This window comes from Weizmannia sp. FSL K6-0777, from assembly GCF_038593185.1.
Lineage (GTDB): Bacteria > Bacillota > Bacilli > Bacillales > Bacillaceae_C > Weizmannia > Weizmannia faecalis.
In genome coordinates this window covers 2033744-2052775 of the sequence record NZ_CP151971.1, presented here as the reverse complement: position 1 = coordinate 2052775, position 19032 = coordinate 2033744, and the positions used below count along the sequence as shown (strand labels likewise).

25 protein-coding genes are annotated in these 19032 nt (G+C 47.6%); 20 read left to right on the top strand and 5 right to left on the bottom strand.

Going from position 1 to position 19032, the window contains the following annotated elements; all coding sequences use genetic code 11:
* Nucleotides 1-20 precede the first annotated feature (20 nt).
* The 9 genes from alaS (at nucleotide 21) to NST70_RS09775 (ending at nucleotide 7898) form a co-directional block, all read left to right on the top strand.
* Entirely contained in the window at nucleotides 21-2666 is a 2646-nt protein-coding gene (alaS, locus tag NST70_RS09815) for an alanine--tRNA ligase (RefSeq protein ID WP_342474924.1), read from the top strand.
* A 144-nt stretch (nucleotides 2667-2810) separates the two neighbouring features.
* Complete coding sequence (locus tag NST70_RS09810) at nucleotides 2811-3083, top strand: IreB family regulatory phosphoprotein (RefSeq protein WP_013859754.1); 273 nt, start codon at nucleotides 2811-2813, stop codon at nucleotides 3081-3083.
* Nucleotides 3080-3496, top strand: a complete 417-nt coding sequence (ruvX, locus tag NST70_RS09805) for a Holliday junction resolvase RuvX (RefSeq protein ID WP_014097922.1) — start codon at nucleotides 3080-3082, stop codon at nucleotides 3494-3496. Before NST70_RS09810 ends, ruvX begins: the two co-directional genes overlap by 4 nt.
* A gap of 12 nt (nucleotides 3497-3508) precedes the next feature.
* Complete coding sequence (locus NST70_RS09800) at nucleotides 3509-3814, top strand: DUF1292 domain-containing protein (protein ID WP_013859752.1); 306 nt, start codon at nucleotides 3509-3511, stop codon at nucleotides 3812-3814.
* A 189-nt stretch (nucleotides 3815-4003) separates the two neighbouring features.
* Entirely contained in the window at nucleotides 4004-5104 is a 1101-nt protein-coding gene (mltG, locus tag NST70_RS09795; protein ID WP_342474922.1) for an endolytic transglycosylase MltG, read from the top strand.
* Between the two features lie 101 nt (nucleotides 5105-5205).
* Nucleotides 5206-5847: an O-methyltransferase gene (locus NST70_RS09790; protein WP_014097924.1), complete on the top strand. Its 642-nt coding sequence runs from the start codon at nucleotides 5206-5208 to the stop codon at nucleotides 5845-5847.
* Between the two features lie 5 nt (nucleotides 5848-5852).
* Nucleotides 5853-6488 (top strand): uridine kinase, encoded by a 636-nt coding sequence (udk, locus tag NST70_RS09785; protein WP_013859749.1) that lies wholly within the window; start codon nucleotides 5853-5855, stop codon nucleotides 6486-6488.
* A gap of 153 nt (nucleotides 6489-6641) precedes the next feature.
* Nucleotides 6642-7112, top strand: coding sequence for a transcription elongation factor GreA (gene greA / locus NST70_RS09780; protein WP_013859748.1), 471 nt, complete (start codon nucleotides 6642-6644; stop codon nucleotides 7110-7112).
* Nucleotides 7113-7283: 171 nt separating this feature from the next.
* Nucleotides 7284-7898: a DUF1510 family protein gene (locus NST70_RS09775; RefSeq protein WP_014097925.1), complete on the top strand. Its 615-nt coding sequence runs from the start codon at nucleotides 7284-7286 to the stop codon at nucleotides 7896-7898.
* Between the two features lie 17 nt (nucleotides 7899-7915).
* On the opposite strand, the gene NST70_RS09770 is transcribed toward NST70_RS09775, so the two are convergent.
* Entirely contained in the window at nucleotides 7916-8122 is a 207-nt protein-coding gene (locus NST70_RS09770) for a YrzA family protein (RefSeq protein ID WP_014097926.1), read from the bottom strand.
* A 116-nt stretch (nucleotides 8123-8238) separates the two neighbouring features.
* Here NST70_RS09770 and mtnN point away from each other — a divergent pair, with 116 nt between their 5' ends.
* The 5 genes from mtnN (at nucleotide 8239) to ahpF (ending at nucleotide 12477) form a co-directional block, all read left to right on the top strand.
* Complete coding sequence (gene mtnN, locus NST70_RS09765) at nucleotides 8239-8931, top strand: 5'-methylthioadenosine/S-adenosylhomocysteine nucleosidase (RefSeq protein ID WP_014097927.1); 693 nt, start codon at nucleotides 8239-8241, stop codon at nucleotides 8929-8931.
* A 97-nt stretch (nucleotides 8932-9028) separates the two neighbouring features.
* Nucleotides 9029-9298 (top strand): YrhC family protein, encoded by a 270-nt coding sequence (locus NST70_RS09760; protein WP_017550585.1) that lies wholly within the window; start codon nucleotides 9029-9031, stop codon nucleotides 9296-9298.
* Nucleotides 9299-9672: 374 nt separating this feature from the next.
* Complete coding sequence (locus NST70_RS09755; RefSeq protein WP_014097929.1) at nucleotides 9673-9816, top strand: YrzI family small protein; 144 nt, start codon at nucleotides 9673-9675, stop codon at nucleotides 9814-9816.
* Nucleotides 9817-10342: 526 nt separating this feature from the next.
* Nucleotides 10343-10906, top strand: coding sequence for an alkyl hydroperoxide reductase subunit C (gene ahpC / locus NST70_RS09750; protein WP_014097930.1), 564 nt, complete (start codon nucleotides 10343-10345; stop codon nucleotides 10904-10906).
* A 14-nt stretch (nucleotides 10907-10920) separates the two neighbouring features.
* On the top strand, nucleotides 10921-12477 hold the full coding sequence (gene ahpF, locus NST70_RS09745; RefSeq protein ID WP_026683582.1) for an alkyl hydroperoxide reductase subunit F: 1557 nt from the start codon (nucleotides 10921-10923) through the stop codon (nucleotides 12475-12477).
* 58 nt (nucleotides 12478-12535) lie between these two features.
* Here ahpF and NST70_RS09740 read toward each other — a convergent pair whose 3' ends face one another.
* Complete coding sequence (locus NST70_RS09740) at nucleotides 12536-12736, bottom strand: hypothetical protein (protein ID WP_035188180.1); 201 nt, start codon at nucleotides 12734-12736, stop codon at nucleotides 12536-12538.
* A gap of 62 nt (nucleotides 12737-12798) precedes the next feature.
* Between NST70_RS09740 and sigK the strand changes: the two genes are divergently transcribed.
* Entirely contained in the window at nucleotides 12799-13524 is a 726-nt protein-coding gene (sigK, locus tag NST70_RS09735; RefSeq protein WP_013859739.1) for an RNA polymerase sporulation sigma factor SigK, read from the top strand.
* 38 nt (nucleotides 13525-13562) lie between these two features.
* On the opposite strand, the gene pssA is transcribed toward sigK, so the two are convergent.
* The 3 genes from pssA to NST70_RS09720 form a co-directional block, all read right to left on the bottom strand.
* On the bottom strand, nucleotides 13563-14102 hold the full coding sequence (gene pssA / locus NST70_RS09730) for a CDP-diacylglycerol--serine O-phosphatidyltransferase (protein WP_035187891.1): 540 nt from the start codon (nucleotides 14100-14102) through the stop codon (nucleotides 13563-13565).
* Between the two features lie 93 nt (nucleotides 14103-14195).
* Nucleotides 14196-14336 (bottom strand): sporulation histidine kinase inhibitor Sda, encoded by a 141-nt coding sequence (locus tag NST70_RS09725; protein WP_013859738.1) that lies wholly within the window; start codon nucleotides 14334-14336, stop codon nucleotides 14196-14198.
* Between the two features lie 438 nt (nucleotides 14337-14774).
* Entirely contained in the window at nucleotides 14775-15686 is a 912-nt protein-coding gene (locus tag NST70_RS09720; RefSeq protein ID WP_035187893.1) for a cation diffusion facilitator family transporter, read from the bottom strand.
* 202 nt (nucleotides 15687-15888) lie between these two features.
* On the opposite strand from NST70_RS09720, the gene NST70_RS09715 reads away from it, so the two are divergent.
* From NST70_RS09715 to NST70_RS09695, 5 genes are all read left to right on the top strand, one after another.
* Nucleotides 15889-16587 (top strand): VIT1/CCC1 transporter family protein, encoded by a 699-nt coding sequence (locus NST70_RS09715; RefSeq protein WP_014097934.1) that lies wholly within the window; start codon nucleotides 15889-15891, stop codon nucleotides 16585-16587.
* A 90-nt stretch (nucleotides 16588-16677) separates the two neighbouring features.
* Complete coding sequence (crcB, locus tag NST70_RS09710; RefSeq protein WP_328228082.1) at nucleotides 16678-17088, top strand: fluoride efflux transporter CrcB; 411 nt, start codon at nucleotides 16678-16680, stop codon at nucleotides 17086-17088.
* Nucleotides 17089-17105: 17 nt separating this feature from the next.
* Entirely contained in the window at nucleotides 17106-17471 is a 366-nt protein-coding gene (crcB, locus tag NST70_RS09705) for a fluoride efflux transporter CrcB (RefSeq protein WP_328228081.1), read from the top strand.
* Nucleotides 17472-17609: 138 nt separating this feature from the next.
* On the top strand, nucleotides 17610-18188 hold the full coding sequence (locus NST70_RS09700) for a LemA family protein (protein ID WP_168986054.1): 579 nt from the start codon (nucleotides 17610-17612) through the stop codon (nucleotides 18186-18188).
* Entirely contained in the window at nucleotides 18188-18970 is a 783-nt protein-coding gene (locus NST70_RS09695) for a TPM domain-containing protein (RefSeq protein WP_168986053.1), read from the top strand. Before NST70_RS09700 ends, NST70_RS09695 begins: the two co-directional genes overlap by 1 nt.
* Nucleotides 18971-19032 lie beyond the last annotated feature (62 nt).

Genomic DNA, 19032 nt, shown 5'->3' with positions numbered 1-19032 from the left:
TAAACAGAGGAGGTTTTCTCATGAAGAAAAGATCAAGTGCGGAAATCCGCAGCATGTTTTTGGACTTTTTTAAGGAAAAAGGGCATAAAGTCGAGCCGAGCGCTTCACTGATCCCGGTCAATGACCCGTCGCTACTTTGGATTAACAGCGGTGTGGCCACTTTAAAAAAATATTTTGACGGCACGGTCATTCCGGAAAACCCGCGCATTGTCAACGCGCAAAAAGCAATCCGGACAAACGATATTGAAAATGTCGGAAAAACAGCGCGCCACCATACATTTTTTGAAATGCTCGGCAACTTTTCGATTGGGGATTATTTCCGTGAAGAAGCGATTGCCTGGGCATGGGAGCTGCTGACTTCCGACAAATGGTTCGGCATGCCAAAAGAAAAACTGTATGTCACCGTTTATCCCGATGACCTGGATTCGATTGCATGCTGGAAAAAAATCGGGGTGTCCCCGGATCATATTATCCCGCTCGAGGGCAATTTCTGGGAAATCGGCGAAGGGCCATCCGGGCCGGATACGGAAATTTTCTTCGACCGCGGGGAAAAATACGACCCGGAACGGTTAGGAATCCGGCTCCTTCAGGAAGATATGGAAAACGACCGCTATATTGAAATCTGGAATATCGTGTTATCCCAGTTTAATGCGATACCAGGGGTTCCGCGCAGCGAGTATCCGGAGCTGCCGAAGAAAAACATTGATACCGGAATGGGCCTCGAACGGATGGCATGCGTGCTGCAAGGGGTCGATACCAACTATGACAGCGACTTGTTCATGCCGATTATTCAAGAGGTCGAAAAAATCTCCGGTAAAAAATACCGTGCCGGAAACAAAGAGGCAGATACGGCATTTAAAGTAATTGCCGACCATATCCGCACCGTTGCCTTTGCGGTTGCGGACGGGGCACTGCCGTCAAACGAAGGCCGCGGCTATGTTTTACGCAGGCTTTTGCGCCGGGCGGTTCGATACGCCATTCAGCTCGATATTCACGGCGCTTTTATGTACAAGCTTGTGCCGACGGTCGGCCGGATTATGAATTCCTATTATCCGGAAGTGGAAAAAAATGCCGATTTTGTGCAAAAAGTGGTTCGTTCCGAAGAAGAACGTTTCCAGGAAACGCTGAACGAAGGGCTTTCCATTTTGGAAGAACGGATCAGGGCGGCAAAGAAAAACGGCTTAGAACAGCTGCCGGGTGAAGATATTTTCATGCTTTACGATACGTACGGCTTCCCTGTTGAACTGACAGAAGAGTATGCGCACGACCAGGGGCTCCGTGCCGATCATGAAGGCTTTGAAAAAGAAATGGAGCGGCAGCGTGAACGCGCACGCAACGCCCGCCAGCAGGCAGAATCGATGTCCGTCCAAGGCGGCGTGCTCGGCAATATTACAGTGAAAAGCGAATTTATCGGTTATGACCACCTGGAGGGGACGGCACATGTCGCTGTCCTTTTAAAAGACGGTGACATCACGGAGTCGGCTGCCAGCGGAGAGGAAATCCGGTTCATTTTAGATCAAACCCCTTTTTACGCGGAAAGCGGCGGCCAGATTGCCGATCATGGCACCTTGACAGCAGAAGGGCTGAAAGTGGAGGTCACAAATGTGCAGAAAGCGCCGAACGGCCAAAATTTGCATCAGGGCGTTGTCGTATCAGGCACCATCAAAACCGGCCAGGAAGTATTTGCACAGGTGGACGGAGCAAAACGCCGTGACACGGAAAAGAACCACTCTGCTACCCATCTGTTACACCAGGCATTGAAGGATGTGCTCGGCGTTCATGTCAACCAGGCGGGATCGCTTGTCGAACCTGGACGCCTCCGTTTTGACTTCTCGCATTTCGGGCAGGTGACAGAAGAAGAACTCGAAAAAATTGAAACGATCGTCAATGAAAAAATTTGGGCAAGCCTGCCGGTTACAACGGATTTGAAAAAACTGGACGAAGCGAAAGCGATGGGCGCGATGGCGTTGTTTGGCGAAAAATACGGGGAGATCGTCCGCGTCGTTCAAATGGGCGACTACAGCCTGGAACTGTGCGGCGGCTGCCATGTTTCGAACACAGCCCAGATCGGCCTGTTCAAAATTGTTTCCGAATCCGGAATCGGTGCAGGGACAAGGCGGATTGAAGCGGTGACGGGAAAATATGCTTACGGATTGATGCAGGAACAGCTCCACCTTTTAAAAGAGGCAAGCGCCAAATTAAAAGTAAAACCAACAGAATTGCCGGACCGTATCGACGCCCTCCAGCAGGAATTGAAAGAAGCGCAGCGTGAAAATGCATCCCTGGCCGCAAAACTCGCCAATATCGAAGCCGGATCGCTTGTGGACCGCGTAAAAGTAGTAGACGGCATAAATGTGCTCGCGGCGAAAGTCGAAGCCGGCGACATGAACCAATTGCGCAATATGGCGGACGATTTAAAACAAAAACTCGGAAGCGGCATTATTGTCCTCGCTGCGGCGACAGACGGAAAAGCCAGCTTCATTGCTGGCGTCACCAAAGACCTTGTCGAAAAAGGGTACCATGCCGGGAAGCTAGTAAAAGAAGTGGCATCGCGCTGCGGCGGCGGTGGCGGCGGCCGTCCGGACATGGCGCAGGCCGGTGGCAAACAGCCTGAACAAATTGATGCCGCATTACAAATTGTAGAAGAATGGGTAAAATCCGTTTGATTCAAGCAAAAAGTAGTGTACAATGAAACAAAGCTGGTTGTTTACACGGATCGTTTTCAGGCAGAAAGCGGAAAATGCACCTTCAAAATTTGTGTAAACCGGAACATCTAAAAAGCCAAGCTTTAGTAGAGAGGTGCTGCGATAATGAGCTCATTCGATGAAACGATGAGGTTTAATTTTCCGGAAGAACCGACGGAACACGAGGTCAAGGAAGTTTTGCTCCATGTATACAGCGCGCTCGAGGAAAAGGGCTATAACCCGATTAACCAGATTGTCGGATACCTCCTCTCGGGCGACCCGGCTTATATCCCTCGCCATCAGGATGCCCGGAATATGATTCGCAAACTGGAACGGGATGAAATTATCGAAGAACTGGTCAAATCGTATTTGAAACAACATCGCGGGGGATCAAATTGAAAATTATGGGCCTTGATGTCGGTTCGAAAACCGTCGGTGTGGCGGTCAGCGATGCCCTGGGCTGGACTGCCCAAGGCATCGAAACGATTGCCATCAATGAAGCAAAGGGCAAATTCGGTTTCGACAGGGTCGCTGAACTCGCGCAAATCCACGGCGTCGAAAAAATTGTCGTCGGATTCCCGAAAAATATGAACAACACGATCGGCCCACGGGCAGAGGCCTCAAAGGTTTATGCCGAAGAATTAAAAAAACGGCTCAATCTGCCCGTTATTTTATGGGACGAACGTTTAAGCACGGCACAAGCGGAAAGAATATTACTGGAAGCCGATGTCAGCCGTAAAAAAAGGAAAAAAGTAATTGATAAAATGGCGGCAAGTGTAATTTTGCAAGGATTCCTTGACAGCCAAACTTAACGGGGTGAAGAAATGACACATAACCATGAACATGACCACGAAGACCACCAGCATATTACCGTAGTGGACGAAGACGGAAACGAACAATTGTATGAAGTGCTTTTTACGTTTGAATCCGAAGATTTCGGAAAATCGTACGTCCTGTATTATCCGATTGGTGCGGAAGAAGACGAGGATGAAAGCATCGAAATCCATGCTTCCGCCTATGTAGAAAATGAAGACGGCACAGAAGGGGATCTCCAGCCGATTGAAACAGATGAAGAGTGGGAAATGATCGAGGAAATGCTGAATACGTTTCTCGATGAAGAAGAAGCATAAACGCATCTTGAACATGCACACGGGACAAACCGTGTGCTTTTTCCGTCTGCCGGAATGGAAGACTTTCCCTTTTGAAAAGAAAATGAAATAAAACTTGGCGAAATTTGTAGTATAATGGACAGGAAAAAAGTCGAAAATGGCTTTCTGTACTTGTTTTAAGATTTTTCTTATTGAGAGGAAGATTCTGTTTTGGCCGGAAAGAAAAATCCGTTTCAACTGTTGCTTCAAAAAATGAAGCAGAAACCGAAATTATGGATAGCCGCATGCATCATCATGCTGGCTGTTGTTGTTTTTGGAGGGGCTGCCCTTTTTTACGTGTCGGCGCTGAAACCGGTGGAGCCTGGAAGCCATAAGACAAAACTCGTCACGATTCCGCCCGGCTCCGGGGTAAAAGAGATCGGGCATATTTTGCAAAAAAACGGGATCATCCAAAATGCCTGGGCTTTTGCAATTTATGCGAAATCCCACCACCAGTCGGGTTTAAAGGCCGGCACCTATCAAATGTCGCCGTCCATGGATACGAGCGAGATCGTCAGCAGCATGCAAAAAGGCGGCATTGCCATGATCCGCTTTACCGTGCCGGAAGGGGCCGGCCTTGAGGAAATTGCGGAGATCATCGAAAAACACAGCTCCTTCCGGAAAGAAGAGGTGCTCAAGCGGGCAGATGACCCTGCTTTTGTACAACATTTGATGAAAAAATATCCGCGCCTTGTGACAAAAGAAGTTTTCAATCAGCAGATCCGGCATCCGCTCGAGGGCTACTTTTTTCCGGCGACCTATTCGTTTTATGATCAGCATGTGCCGCTTGATGCCGTACTGGAAACGATGGTGGCTAAAACAAATGCGGTTTTTTCCGCTTACGCTGGGAAAAGCACACAGGCCCGTTTAACGCCGCACAAACTGCTTACGATGGCTTCACTTATCGAGGAAGAAGCAACTGAAAAAGCGGACAGGGCAAAAATTTCAAGCGTCTTTTACAACAGATTAAAGAAGAATATGCCGCTGCAGACGGACCCGACCGTACTGTATGCTTTAAACCGGCATAAAGAAAAAGTGACGTATAAAGATTTGCGGGTGAATTCCCCTTATAACACGTACAAACATAAAGGCCTGCCGCCGGGCCCGATTGCAAGTCCCGGAGAACAATCGATCAAGGCTGCGCTCAAGCCCGAAAAAACCGATTATCTCTATTTTCTTGCAAATGTGGATACAGGAAAAGTCTATTTTGCCAAGACATTGAAGGAACATAATGCTTTAAAGGAAAAGTACATTGCGAAGGCGAAACGGTAAACATTCGCTTTCCCGTTTGAAATGTGCTACGATAATAAGCGGAATTTTTTTGAGAAGCAGGGAGAAGTTATGGAAATGTGTTTATGCCGGAGGGCCCAGCGATGAACGGCCCTGTCGAAGCGTATATAGAACAGTTGATGCAAAAGAAAGATCCGCTTTTTGAAGAAATGGCGTCATTTGCAAAATCAGAGCATATTCCGATTATGGATCCGATCGGAGTGGAAACACTCTGCCAGTTGTTAAGGATTCAAAAGCCGGAAAGCGTGCTTGAAATCGGGACGGCGATCGGGTATTCGGCCCTGAAAATGGCAGATGCGCTTCCAGATGTAAAAATCGTCACCATTGAACGCGAAGAAGAAAGGGTTGCCCAGGCAAATGCGTATTTTGCCCGCACTCCTTTATCCCGGCGGATCCGCCTGCTGAAAGGGGATGCACTTTCTTCTGACGTCATCCAAAAGGCCCGGGAACTTGGCCCGTACGATGCGATCTTTATTGATGCGGCAAAGGGGCAGTACCGGAAATTTTTTGATTCGTTTACGCCGTTGCTGCGGGAAAAGGGATGTGTATACACGGATAACGTGCTATTTAAAGGCCTTGTGGTACAAGACTTCATCGCAAAGAAACAAGTCAGCAATCTGGTGCGGAAAATCAGAAGCTACAACGAATGGTTAATGCAACATGAGCAATTTATCACCGCGATTTTCCCAGTCGGAGATGGATTGGCAGTCAGTATGAAGAGGTGAAGAAAATGGAACGAAAGCCGGCTGTGATTGGCGTGGCCGGGGGCTCCGGGTCCGGGAAGACAAGCGTTACCCGGGCGATTTACGAAAGCTTGAAGGGACACTCCATTCTGGTACTTGAACAGGACTTTTACTACAAAGATCAAAGCCATCTCCCGTTTGAAGAAAGGCTGAAAACCAATTATGACCACCCGTTTGCATTTGATAATGACCTGTTAATTGAGCATTTGCATAAACTGCTTTCTTATGAGGCAATTGAAAAACCGGTTTACGATTTTTCCAAACATACGCGCGCTAGCCGCACCATCCATGTGGAACCGAAAGATGTCATTATTTTGGAAGGCATTTTAGTATTGGAAGATGAGAGATTGCGCAACTTAATGGATATTAAGCTGTATGTCGATACCGATGCCGATTTGCGGATCATCCGGCGGCTTGAACGGGACATCGAAGAGCGCGGCAGGACGCTCCAGTCGGTCATCGAGCAGTATATTACGGTGGTCAGGCCGATGCACAACCAGTTCATCGAGCCGACAAAAAGATATGCGGACGTCATTATCCCGGAAGGCGGGCAAAACCGGGTGGCGATTGATTTGGTCGTGACAAAATTGCAATCCATCCTTGAACAAAAGTCTTTTTTGTAATACGATTATTTAGAATACATGGTGAGCGCGCCGGAATCTTTTCGGCGCGCTAAACAACATGGTGGAAAAAACACAGCCGCTTGCAGAAAGCGTCATCTTGTATGTTGAAACGCATACACATTTGATAACTAAGAGATATAGGAGTGAAGGGATTTGGCTCAGGAAAAAGTTTACCCGATGACCCAGGACGGGAAAGAAAAATTGGAACAGGAACTGGAATATTTAAAAACGGTCAAACGGAAAGAAGTCGTCGAACGGATAAAAATTGCCAGAAGTTTCGGGGACCTTTCCGAAAATTCCGAGTACGACTCCGCGAAAGAAGAACAAGCTTTTGTGGAAGGCCGCATTACGACGATTGAAAACATGATCCGCAACGCGAAAATCATTGAAGATGACGGGACAGATACGGTATCGCTCGGAAAATCCGTTACTTTTGTGGAACTACCGGACGGGGAAGAAGAAACGTACACGATTGTCGGAAGCGCTGAAGCCGATCCGTTTGAAGGAAAAATTTCAAACGATTCCCCGATTGCAAAAAGCCTGCTCGGGAAAAGCGTCGGAGAGGAAGTCACGGTTCAGACGCCGGGCGGGGATATGAGAGTCAAAATCATCTCGATTCAATAATCCGGAGCGGGTGCGCAGGTGTTCCAAGGTGCAAGTTGTAAAGGATACGGCCTGCTGCAAACGCTTATCACATCCGGATTGCGGTGGGCCATGCCCGCCGAATTTTCTTTGTGCGCCTTTTCGATTCGGTAAAACCGTGGTATGATAAGGCCATGAAGTGGAGGGATGACCTTGCCTGAATTTTACAGCCGTGAAGAACGGAAACAGGCCATGCAGCAGTCAAAACGGCGGAAAACAAACATCATTTTAAATACACTGATTGTGATTGTCATCGCGCTTATTTGTATTGTGGCTTACTCCATTTTTTTCGCCGGGAACGACAACTCAAAACCGGCACCGAAAGAAAAGAAAGCGGCCGTAACAAAGACTGCTTCATCCGGCCATGAAACGACATCATCTCATACATCCAAAAAAACGGCGGACAAAGACAGCAAAAAATCAACCCGTAAAGTGGAAAAAAGCAATGAACCGAATGTGAAAGAAGTCATTACCGATTCCAGCTGGAAACCGGTCGGAACCGAACAAACAGGCGGACATGTCTATTCCGCCTCGTCCACTTCCCTTGACTGGAAGGAAAAGCTGAAGGCATTGTCGTATGCAACAGGCATACCGGAAGACAATATGACGGTCTGGTTTTTGGAACACGGGGCAACGACCGATGAGGCGATCGGGACGGTTTCCGCGAAAAATGCCGATACGACCTACCGTGTTTATTTGACATGGGTGGACGGAAAAGGGTGGAAACCCACAAAGATGTATGAATTGATCGAGAACGATAAAAAATAAGCGGCCGTCTGTGCCGCTTATTTTTGTGCCGTAAAATGGACGACGGCGGAATAATGGGGTCTGCCGTCCGCGTCAAACTGCATTTGGTGGGAAACGGACGCCACCCGGAGCAGCAAGGTTTTATTGGCTTCGATTTGATCATTGATTTTTTTCTCGAGCGCCTCAAGCCGGTCCGCTTCGAAAAATTCAATCTTATCCTCTATCCTGTCAAGCTCAAATGCCATTTTCGTACACCTCCATGTTCATCGTATCAGACGTTGTTTTTTTGGCAAGCCGTATCCACTTCTGCTTTTTTGCTATATAATGGGGATTGGAACTTTTGGACGAAAGAGGGAGTCATATGAGAATTGGAATCATCGGCGCAATGGAAGAAGAGGTGTCGATTTTGCGCGGGCAGATCGAGCACCCGCAAGTTAAAACGATTGCCGGTTATGAATATACGGCGGGAAAAATGAAAGGGAAAGATGTCATCTTGCTTCGATCCGGCATCGGGAAAGTGAATGCTGCGCTTTCTACCGGCCTTTTGCTGCAAACATACGCGCCGGATTGCTTAATCAATACCGGTTCAGCAGGCGGCGCAAACCCCGCCCTTCACGTCGGCGATGTCGTCATTTCAACGGAAGTACGCCACCATGATGTGGACGCGACAGTATTCGGCTATGAATACGGGCAAGTGCCGCAAATGCCGCCCGCTTTTTTGGCGGATGAGAAACTTGTCCGGATTGCGGAAAGCTGCGCAGGGAAACTGCCTGGCATTCAGGTTGTGAAAGGACTGATTGCTACCGGGGACTCGTTTATGGATGATCCTGCGAAAACGGCGGCTGTAAAGGAGCACTTCCCGGAAGTGCAGGCGGTGGAAATGGAAGCCGTTGCCGTCGCACAAGTGGCATGGCAATTTGGCATCCCGTTTGTGATCATCCGCTCCCTTTCCGATATTGCAGGGCAGGAGTCCGGGATCTCTTTTGATGAATATCTTGAAACGGCGGCCGTGAACTCTGCCCATCTTGTCACGGGTATTGTTGAAAATCTGTAGACCCATTTTTTTCCTTCCTTTCCTGTAATTACTTGTCTTTTTTATGTTTCATCTGTGATAGAGTAGGTTTAGCAGATTGATAGAAAGGGTGAGGCGGTTGAAGAAAGCGAAATCGATGTATGTGAAAATGGTGGATTTTAAAATGTACGGCATCGTGCTGCTTGCTGTGACGGGCTTTTTATATTTGGGTGCGGTGATGCCGATCGAAGGGAAATCCGAACTGGGGACAAAAATTTTACTCGTTGCTTCAAGCGGGTTTGTTGCCGTATCTGTTTTGTTTTTCTCGATTTCACGTGCTTACCATAAACAGCTTTTAAAAAGCGAAGAAGGCGCACAGCTTTTACAGCGGAATAATCGCAAATCATAAGCGAAAAGGCAGGGGCCTTTGTAACGCGGGCGGTGCAGTAACGAAGCACACGGTTGTCCGGCATACAAGGTTTTCGGCCTTTTTTTATTTTTTTGCCAATTTGCGGTTTACAAACCCGCCGGAATTGGATATACTTTCCTATGTAAGCAAATTCAAAGGAGGTTGAAGAACATGGCATACACAATCCTATTTTCTGCAGTTGCAACTGAACATGTTCTGCATCCGCTCCGTATCGGTTTGAATTTGCGCTGATTTTTTAACTTGACGCACAAGCCGCAGGATGCATTTGCCTGATCCGTGCGGTTTTTTTCCGGAAAGCCGCGGGATCATGCCTGTCCTGCGGTTTTTTTGCGCCCTTAAGGAGGTGGAAAAATATGACACTCAATTTAATCTTTATTACCGTCACGATTAAACGGCTGAAAAAGACGGCAGAACAAAGGCAGCGTGATGAAGAAGTTTTCAGGCTGTACGATGAAATGAATGCAAAGCGTGAGGCATTCCAAGCAAGGCATTTTTAAGCTGAAAAAACACCTGAAGAAAGGAGCGGTTGACGATGGCCCGTTATCAGAAACGTTTGGACTTTATCTTTATGGAGACAGATTCCACCTAGCAAAACCGGATCAGGGGATGGCGCTATGTTTTTGCATATTTTGATTTTTACCGCTGTTTTCCACAGGCGGAAAAGAAAAAGCTGATGGCTCCGGCCACCGGCTTTTTTGACATCTATCTATTGAAAAGCATTCTCAATACTGAAATGGGAGAGCGGCGGTCTCTGGGCGTAAAAAATTTCAATTATCTGCCCTGATTTTCAATTACAGAGGTGAAAAAAAGAGGCGGAAACAGCATAAAAAACATAAATATCATGGTTTTATGACTATATCATATAAAATCAGGAAACGATAAAATAGAAAACCGGGTGTAATTGCTTGACACGAAATTAATTCCATATAATAATTGGTATTGAATTAAAATGATTATTGTTTGCTGGCCTGGTCAGTGAACCATGATCATTTACCACAAATGATTTTAAGGAGGAATTGCACGATGTCCCTTATTGGCAAAAAAATTGAACCATTCAAAGCACAAGCATACCGCAACGGTGAATTTGTCGAAGTGACGGATGAAAATTTCAATGGAAACTGGAGCATTGTCTGCTTCTATCCTGCTGATTTTACATTTGTCTGCCCTACTGAACTGGAAGATCTTCAGGAAAATTATGCCGCTTTAAAAGAACTCGGCGTGGAAGTCTATTCGGTTTCAACAGACTCTCATTTTGTTCACAAAGCATGGCATGACCATTCTGAAGCGATCAGCAAAATCGAATACACCATGATCGGCGACCCGACACAAAAACTTACCCGTATGTTTGATGTATTGCGCGAAGAAGAAGGCGTTGCTGACAGGGGCACTTTCCTGATCGATCCGGACGGCGTCATCCAAGGGGTTGAAATCAACGCTGACGGCATCGGCCGTGACGCAAGCATATGGATCGACAAAGTCAAAGCCGCACAATATGTACGCCAGCATCCAGGTGAAGTATGCCCGGCAAAATGGAAAGAAACGGGTGAAACACTGAAACCAAGCCTTGATCTTGTAGGCAAAATCTGAGGAGCTGAACCGATATGATACTGGATGAAGAGATTAAAGCGCAACTGGCCCAGTATCTGCAAATGATGGAGGGCGACGTTCTGCTGAAAGTGAGCGCGGGATCCGATGAAACATCACGGAACATGCTCGAACTGGTTGACCAATTGGCTGCCATGTCGCCCCGGATAAAAGTGGAAAACACAAAACTCGACAGAACCCCGAGTTTCAGTGTAAACCGACCGGGAGAAGATACCGGGATTGTATTCGCAGGCGTACCGCTCGGGCATGAGTTTACATCGCTCGTTTTGGCCCTGCTGCAGGTCAGCGGCCGCCCTCCTAAAGTGGATCAGAAGGTTATTGACCAGATTCAAAGCATAAAAGGCGAATACCATTTCGAAACCTATGTCAGCCTGACTTGCCAGAACTGTCCTGTTGCGGTACAAGCTTTAAACATCATGAGTGTGCTCAATCCGAATATTACGCACACGATGATTGACGGGGCTGCATTTAGAGAGGAAGCGGAAGGAAAAGGCATTATGGCCGTCCCTTCCATTTACCTGAACGGCGAATTCTTTGAAAGCGGACGGATGGAAGTGGAAGAAATTCTTGCCAAACTCGGCAGCACAGCGGATCCGTCCGAGTTTGAAAAGAAAGACCCGTTTGATGTGCTCGTTATCGGCGGGGGCCCGTCCGGCGCAAGTGCAGCCATTTATGCGGCGCGCAAAGGCATCCGGACAGGGATTGTCGCTGAACGTTTTGGCGGGCAGGTTCTCGATACAGTCGGCATTGAAAACTTAATCGGCACGAAGTATACGGAAGGCCCGCAACTTGCTGCAAACCTTGAAGAACATGTCAAACAGTATAATGTTGATATTATGAATCTGCAACGTGCAAAACGGGTCGAAAAGAAAGATCTCGTTGAGGTGGAATTGGAAAACGGGGCTGTATTAAAGAGCAAAACCGTGATCATTTCCACCGGTGCACGCTGGCGCAACATCAACGTGCCGGGCGAAGCAGAATTCAAAAACAAAGGTGTGGCCTATTGCCCGCACTGTGACGGGCCGTTGTTTGCCGGTAAACATGTCGCCGTAATCGGCGGGGGCAATTCCGGCATTGAAGCGGCCATTGACCTTGCCGGTGTAGTCAAACATGTAACCGTCATTGAATTTATGCCTGAATTAAAGGCGGACCGTGTGCTGCTTGAGCGCGTTTACAGCCTTCCAAATGTGACGGTTGTAAAAAATGCGCAAACAAAAGAGATTACCGGCACGGATAAAGTGAACGGCATCACATATATTGACCGTGCAACCGGGGAAGAACACCATATTGAACTCGAGGGTGTGTTTGTCCAAATCGGCCTTGTCCCGAATACCGAATGGCTTGGTGATACAGTGGAACGCACACCGCGGGGTGAAATTGTGGTGGATAAGCGCGGCGCGACCAGTGTTCCGGGCGTGTTTGCCGCAGGAGACTGCACCGATAGCGCTTATAAGCAAATCATTATTTCGATGGGGGCCGGCGCGACAGCTGCGCTCGGTGCTTTTGATTACATCATCCGGGAAACAAAAACGGATGAAGCTGTACACAGTTAAGGAATCTGTTCAACCCAACCGCATTACAGCGCGCTGTAATGCGGTTTTTACATGTATGTCACCCCTTGGGCGGAAGGCCGCGTATTTTACGAAACGCTTCCCGAGAATAGTGGCTGAATGCCGCGATCAAACAGCCAACTTTATCATCCCTTGCAAAAATAAAAGCTCCCATCAGCCGTTTTGCGATTTTGAGACAACTTTTTTTGTTTTTTAAGTGTCGTGCAATATTTACCAGCCGTCTTTTCTTCGGGACAGACACAATTCCGCCTCCTTGTTCATATGTTTGAACTATATAGGCTCAAGCCTAATGGAGGTGGAAGGATGTCGGGGATCTTAACAGCGGTAAGCTATATGATGAAAGAGCTTGTTTTTTTGGTTTCCTATGTGAAAAACAATGCTTTTCCACAACCTCTTTCGGCAAGCGAAGAACGGAAATATTTGAAGCGGATGGCGGAAGGCGACGCGGATGCCCGGAATATTTTAATCGAACATAACCTGCGGCTTGTAGCGCACATCGTCAAAAAATTTGAAAATACCGGTGAAGATACAGAAGACCTTATCTCGATCGGAACAATTGGCCTCATCAAAGCAATCGAGAGCTATTCGGAAGGGAAGGGGACAAAACTTGCCACTTATGCAGCAAGGTGTATAGAAAACGAAATCCTCATGCATTTAAGAGCTTTAAAGAAAACAAAAAAAGATGTTTCGCTGCATGACCCGATCGGCCAGGATAAGGAAGGAAATGAAATTTCGTTAATCGATGTTCTCCAGTCTGAAGCGGAAGACGTATTTGACACGATCCAGCTGAATATGGAGCTGGAAAAAGTGAAACAATTCTTTGACATATTGGATGAACGCGAAAAACAGGTGATCATCGGCAGATTCGGCCTGAATTTAAAAAAGGAAAAAACACAGCGCGAAATTGCGAAGGAGCTCGGCATTTCAAGAAGCTACGTATCCCGCATTGAAAAGCGGGCCCTCATGAAAATGTTCCACGAATTTTACCGGCTTGAGAAAGAAAAAAGAAAGGAACAAAACGGCGAATAATGAAAAAGGCACATTGCAAAATTTGCAGTGCGCCTTTTTCATATTTTTTTTAACTTAAACGGCGCCACCATCAGGACCGACAACAGCACCATCCACACAAACAACCAGAAGTGGGTGACATAAGGAACGGCAAAAAAACCGGCCGTTACACATAAGCCTGCCACGGGGATCGGAAGCCCGTAAAAAAAGCCCTCTTGCTTGCTGATATTAAACCGGGCGAGCCGGATCATCCCGCAAAGCATATAAAAAATGGCGGCCAACATACCCGGAACCCCGTACAGGCAAAACAGCGCTGTATGGATCAGCATGGCAGGCGCGGCGCCAAACGAAAGCAAATCGCAAAGGGAATCAAGCTGCTTGCCAAGTGCGGATTCCGTTTTTAACTTCCTGGCCAGTTTCCCGTCATAGCGGTCGAACAATACAGCGGCAAAGATCAAGGCTGCGGAAACCGCCGGCTGATGATTGCCGCAATAAAAAAGCGCTGCAGCACCGCAGCATCCGTTTGCCATTGTCAATCCATTGGCGGCTTGCGATTTGATAAAATTCAAGAAAGCATCATACCAATGATCAAAGTCCACCCCCGCAAACCTCCCAACTGCCATTTATTTATATATATATTCAAGAAAAAAGGATTGATCACACAAAAAAAGCCACATATCAAGCAAAAGTGGCTAGGACGTTGCTTTGATTTTATGGGTCAGGGACCGGCGTTCAATCTCTTTTTCAATCAGCTTCACAAACTCGGCACTTAATTTCAGCTCTTTTGCTTTATAATAGGACTCGATCAATAGTTCATCAGATAACTTATACATTTGTACCACCTCCGAAAATGTTGTTCTTTTTTTTAAGTAGCCCGCGTATCATAAAGAGAGAGTATTTGTATTCTTACTTTACCAAATTTAGCCTTGCGGAACAAGCGTTCTTTTATCCACAGTAAAATGTTTATATCTTGTGGGTAAATTGTTTATAAACGCGGGAAGGCCTGGTGTTACTTTGTGCAAAATGTGTATAAGAATATCCACAACGACGGAGAAATGTAGAAATCTGTCGAAAAGTTTTGTGCTTTTAAAGGGGCAAAAAAAAGACTGCGCAGTGGCAGCCTTTTTTCTTTTGCCGGTACAAAAGGAAAATCCGGGCAAAAGACGTATCTATGAGGTAAACCGCTTGTTTCCATCGGGGTTTTGCATGCTGGATCCGGCTTCATGTGCCGGGCATGCTTATTGAATTGCCGTAAGTTTTGTTTATCCGGTTTAAACTTTGTTGTCCGGCGCCAGGCCGCAAACATATGTCCCTTTCTCAATTTGGATGGTAGCGTGTTCGATCCCGAATTTGTCATGCAGTTCTTTTTCCAGTTTTTCCAGTAGCTGGTCGTTGTCTTCAATTTGCGAGCGGACAATATGGACCGTCAATATCGTTTCTGTCGTGCTCATTCCCCAGATATGCAAATCATGGACGTTGAGCACGGTCGGAATTTGTTCTAAATAGGTTTTAATCGCATCAGCATCAACGCCTGCAGGCACCGCATCAAGCGAAAGGTCAGCTGCTTCCCGCAACAGGCCCCATGTCCCCGCAAAAATCACAACCGCAATAATGATGCTTGTAACCGGGTCGACCCACTCCCAACCTGTAAACAGGATAATCGCACCTGCGATGACAACGCCGAGAGAGACAAGCGCATCGGCAGCCATATGCAGAAAAGCGCCGCGGATGTTGAGGTCCGTTTTTCTTCCTGACATAAACAGTAAAGCGGTGATGGTATTAATAACGATTCCGATCACGGCAACGATCATGACCGTTTTGCCTGCGACAGGTTCCGGATGGGCAAAACGCTGGATTGCCCCGAGAAAAATCGCGCCGATCGCAATCAGCAAAATAATCGCATTTAAAAGCGCAGCCATCACGGATGATTTTTTATAGCCGTATGTGCGCTTTTTTGTTGGCAATTTTTTGCCGAGCCAGACAGCGGCCCAGGCAATGATGAGCCCGAGCACATCGCTCAGATTATGGCCTGCATCCGCCAACAGCGAAAGGGAATCGGAAAAGAAACCGTAAATGGCTTCAACCGCAACAAAAAGAATATTCAGCCCGATGCCGGCGGCGAAAGCTTTTCCGTATTGTGCCGGTTCATGGTGATGGTGTTGGTGTCCATGGCCGTGTGACATTTTATTGGCTCCTTTTACACATGCTGTCCAAAAGCCGGGAAACAGGCTTTTGGACGGACGTCAGTTGTTAAGTTCATTATATGCGTATCTCTAAAGTTTGCAAAGAAACTTTTACAAGAAAGTAAACTTTATGTTCATTTTCGCCCATTTCCGGCTTGAAATGCTACAATAAGACCTATAAAGACAGAAAGGAAGAGAAGGAATGCCGGAATATGAACATGTTGAGGAACATTTCCAGGCATCTGACACCGTCCGTGATATTGTGATTGGCATGTCGGACGGGCTGACTGTGCCGTTTGCACTCGCAGCAGGATTATCCGGTGCAGTGGATTCGCCGGTGCTCGTTCTCGCGGCCGGCGCGGCGGAAATTGCGGCCGGTTCCATTGCCATGGGGCTTGGCGGATATCTGGCAGCAAAATCGGATGCCGAGCATTATTATAGCGAATTAAAAAGGGAATACCGGGAAGTAGAAGAGGTACCGGAACGGGAAAAAGACGAAGTCCGGGATGTATTTAAGGCATATGAGCTGAAACCGGAACAAATCGAAGCAATCGTCGATAAAATGGCGGAAAACCCTGATAAATGGGTGGATTTTATGATGAAATTCGAGCTGGGGCTTGAGAAGCCGGAAAAAGGGCGGAGCTTAAAAAGTGCGTTAACGATTGCCTTGTCTTATATTGTGGGCGGGCTGATCCCGCTTTCCCCTTACTTTTTTGTCACCCGGGCATCACAGGCCTTGCTTGTTTCCGTCCTGGTGACGCTCGTTGTTCTGTTTATTTTCGGGGCAGTGAAAGGACGGTTTACCGGTTCCAATGTATGGAAGAGCGGGCTTGAAACTGTTGTGATTGGTGGTTTGGCCGCTGCCGCTGCGTTTGGGCTGGCAAGGCTTTTGACAAAATAAAACGCACTTTAAGAACGGCACGGGAACTCTTTTTACGAAAAAACAGTGCGGGGGAAGGAGCCCATGCCGCAATGGACTGGAGGGAGCTGTATGTTATATATTTGGGTCGGGGTTGCCGGTATTTTCGGTGCCTTGGTACGCTATTATTTCGGCATATGGATCGGCATGTACACGCATGCCGTTTTTCCATACCCGACACTTGCGATCAATCTGGCCGGCTGTTTTCTGCTTGGCTGGTTTACGATGCATATATTTCAGTCTAAAAAGATTCATCCGTATGTTGCAACCGCACTTGGCACCGGGTTTATCGGTTCCTTCACCACATTTTCGACTTTCAGTGTGGAAACGGTGCAGCTGATCCGGCAATCGCATGCGTTTGCCGCGATGTTGTATGTTTTCTGCAGTTTATTTGGCGGCTTGTTCATGTCATGGGCCGGCTTTAAACTTGGCGGGATGCTGCATTCGCGGACTAAAGGCAGCGTCGGTTCAGATACAGCGTAAGTAGAGGAGAGGGATTCATGGTTTTAAATGGCATCTTTATCGCAATCGGCGCCTTTTTTGGGGCGGTTTCCCGGTTTTCTCTTTCGCAGTGGATTAACCGGCTCTTTCCGGCAAAATTTCCGCTGGCCACATTTTTCATTAATCTTTCCGGCTCATTTATGCTCGGCCTTCTGTTTGGCGCCCGTGCCGGGAGTTCGTGGCGCCTGCTTCTTGGGACCGGCTTTTTGGGTGCCTTTACAACTTTCTCCACTTTTAAACTTGAGAATATTCAGCTGCAGGCAGACAAAAAATATCATATTCTTGTCCCGTACCTTGTGTTAAGCTATCTGTTCGGCATTGCCCTGGCATTTTCAGGCATCCTGCTCGGGAAATATTTTACATGAAGCATGAAACTTTTGGGCAGGCACTCCGTATCTTAATGATAGACGGCCGGTACATGTTTTCTTTTTTTTGCCGAGCCTGGTATTTCAATGCTCTTGACAGGGTATTGGATTTATAAGCATAAATGAGGAGGATTGTATATGAAGAAGTGGATGCCGTGGCTGATTGTGGCCGCTATATTGGTGGTTCTGATCGTCAGCGTTTTTACAAGTTATAACAGCTTGGTGAATGCGGAAGAAAATGTAAATCAATCTTATTCGCAAATTCAAAACCAGCTGCAAAGGCGGACGGATCTGATCCCGAACCTTGTGAACACCGTCAAGGGCTATGCTTCCCACGAAAAAGCGGTGATAGATGACGTCTCGAAAGCCCGCGCACAATTGGCCGGGGCGAAAACACCCGGAGACCAGGCAGCGGCAAACGACCGTCTGGACAGCGCGTTGAGCCGGCTGTTGGTGGTGGTTGAAAAATATCCGGATTTAAAAGCAAACCAACATTACACGCAGCTGATGGATGAACTTGCCGGCACGGAAAACCGCCTTGCTGTAGCGCGCCAGGATTACAATAGCGCCGTTGCCACGTATAACAAAAAGATAAAAAGAATGCCTGGCGCACTGATTGCCGGCCTGTTCGGTTTTGAGGAAAAGGAATATTTTAAAGCGGATGAAAGTGCAAAGAAAACCCCGAAAGTTGATTTTGGGAACAGCAGTGATCAGTGATGAAAAAGGCCGCGCTTATTACAGCCGTTTTTCTCACCTTTCTTTTTGCCGTGTGCTCGGCCGTTTCTGGTGTGCGCGCTGCGACGGACATTCCGGAACCGGTTGGGGACATCTATGTGCAGGATTTTGCCGGTGTGCTGACAGACAGCCAGAAACAGGAGCTCGTTTCACTCGGCAAGCAGCTGAATGAGCAAACAAAAGCGCAAGTCGCGGTTTTAACTGTGAACACGATCGGGAAAGACACAACCATTGAAGCGTACGCCAATAAAGCTTTCCGCCAGTACGGGCTCGGCAATAAATCCATGAACAACGGGGTATTGCTCGTACTGGCAGTAAAAGACAGGAAAATCAGAATTGAAGTCGGGTACGGCCTGGAGGGAGCGCTTCCGGACGGAAAAGTAGGGCGGATCCTTGATCAGTATGCCATACCGTATTTGAAAGAAAACAAGCCCGATGCGGCGGTGACCAATACGTATAAGGCACTTGCCACCGAAACGGCGAAAGAGTACAATGTGAATCTTCAGGCCCATCCAAAGGCGTATGAGCAGCCCTCTTCCAGCCAGGCTTCCCCCTTATCGTTCTGGAAACAGATTTTAATCGGGCTTGGGATCCTTATCCTGATTTTCATTGATTTCAAGTTTCTCGGCGGAACCATGACGTATTTTCTGCTGAATATCCTGATGATGTTCTTTCGCGGCGGCGGTGGCGGCGGAAGCGGTGGGGGCGGCAGCAAAGGCGGCGGCGGTTCTTCCGGAGGCGGCGGCGCAAGCCGGGGATGGTAACGCCAAACACGGTGCAAGGTCCCCTTTTTAATGGCCGGGATGCCCGCTTTAAACTGCTCCCC

Bases quoted from the DNA above. Each gene is read 5' to 3' on its own strand.
- NST70_RS09755 (WP_014097929.1), top strand. From the start codon at position 9,673: ATGACACTCAATTTAATCTTTATTACCGTCACGATTAAACGGCTGAAA.
- ahpC (WP_014097930.1), top strand. From the start codon at position 10,343: ATGTCCCTTATTGGCAAAAAAATTGAACCATTCAAAGCACAAGCATAC.
- NST70_RS09720 (WP_035187893.1), bottom strand. From the start codon at position 15,686: ATGTCACACGGCCATGGACACCAACACCATCACCATGAACCGGCACAA.
- NST70_RS09725 (WP_013859738.1), bottom strand. From the start codon at position 14,336: ATGTATAAGTTATCTGATGAACTATTGATCGAGTCCTATTATAAAGCA.
- NST70_RS09790 (WP_014097924.1), top strand. From the start codon at position 5,206: ATGAACGGCCCTGTCGAAGCGTATATAGAACAGTTGATGCAAAAGAAA.
- mtnN (WP_014097927.1), top strand. From the start codon at position 8,239: ATGAGAATTGGAATCATCGGCGCAATGGAAGAAGAGGTGTCGATTTTG.
- NST70_RS09800 (WP_013859752.1), top strand. From the start codon at position 3,509: ATGACACATAACCATGAACATGACCACGAAGACCACCAGCATATTACC.
- crcB (WP_328228081.1), top strand. From the start codon at position 17,106: ATGGTTTTAAATGGCATCTTTATCGCAATCGGCGCCTTTTTTGGGGCG.
- ahpF (WP_026683582.1), top strand. From the start codon at position 10,921: ATGATACTGGATGAAGAGATTAAAGCGCAACTGGCCCAGTATCTGCAA.
- NST70_RS09700 (WP_168986054.1), top strand. From the start codon at position 17,610: ATGAAGAAGTGGATGCCGTGGCTGATTGTGGCCGCTATATTGGTGGTT.
- NST70_RS09770 (WP_014097926.1), bottom strand. From the start codon at position 8,122: ATGGCATTTGAGCTTGACAGGATAGAGGATAAGATTGAATTTTTCGAA.
- sigK (WP_013859739.1), top strand. From the start codon at position 12,799: ATGTCGGGGATCTTAACAGCGGTAAGCTATATGATGAAAGAGCTTGTT.
- NST70_RS09695 (WP_168986053.1), top strand. From the start codon at position 18,188: ATGAAAAAGGCCGCGCTTATTACAGCCGTTTTTCTCACCTTTCTTTTT.
- alaS (WP_342474924.1), top strand. From the start codon at position 21: ATGAAGAAAAGATCAAGTGCGGAAATCCGCAGCATGTTTTTGGACTTT.
- NST70_RS09715 (WP_014097934.1), top strand. From the start codon at position 15,889: ATGCCGGAATATGAACATGTTGAGGAACATTTCCAGGCATCTGACACC.
- NST70_RS09810 (WP_013859754.1), top strand. From the start codon at position 2,811: ATGAGCTCATTCGATGAAACGATGAGGTTTAATTTTCCGGAAGAACCG.
- udk (WP_013859749.1), top strand. From the start codon at position 5,853: ATGGAACGAAAGCCGGCTGTGATTGGCGTGGCCGGGGGCTCCGGGTCC.
- crcB (WP_328228082.1), top strand. From the start codon at position 16,678: ATGTTATATATTTGGGTCGGGGTTGCCGGTATTTTCGGTGCCTTGGTA.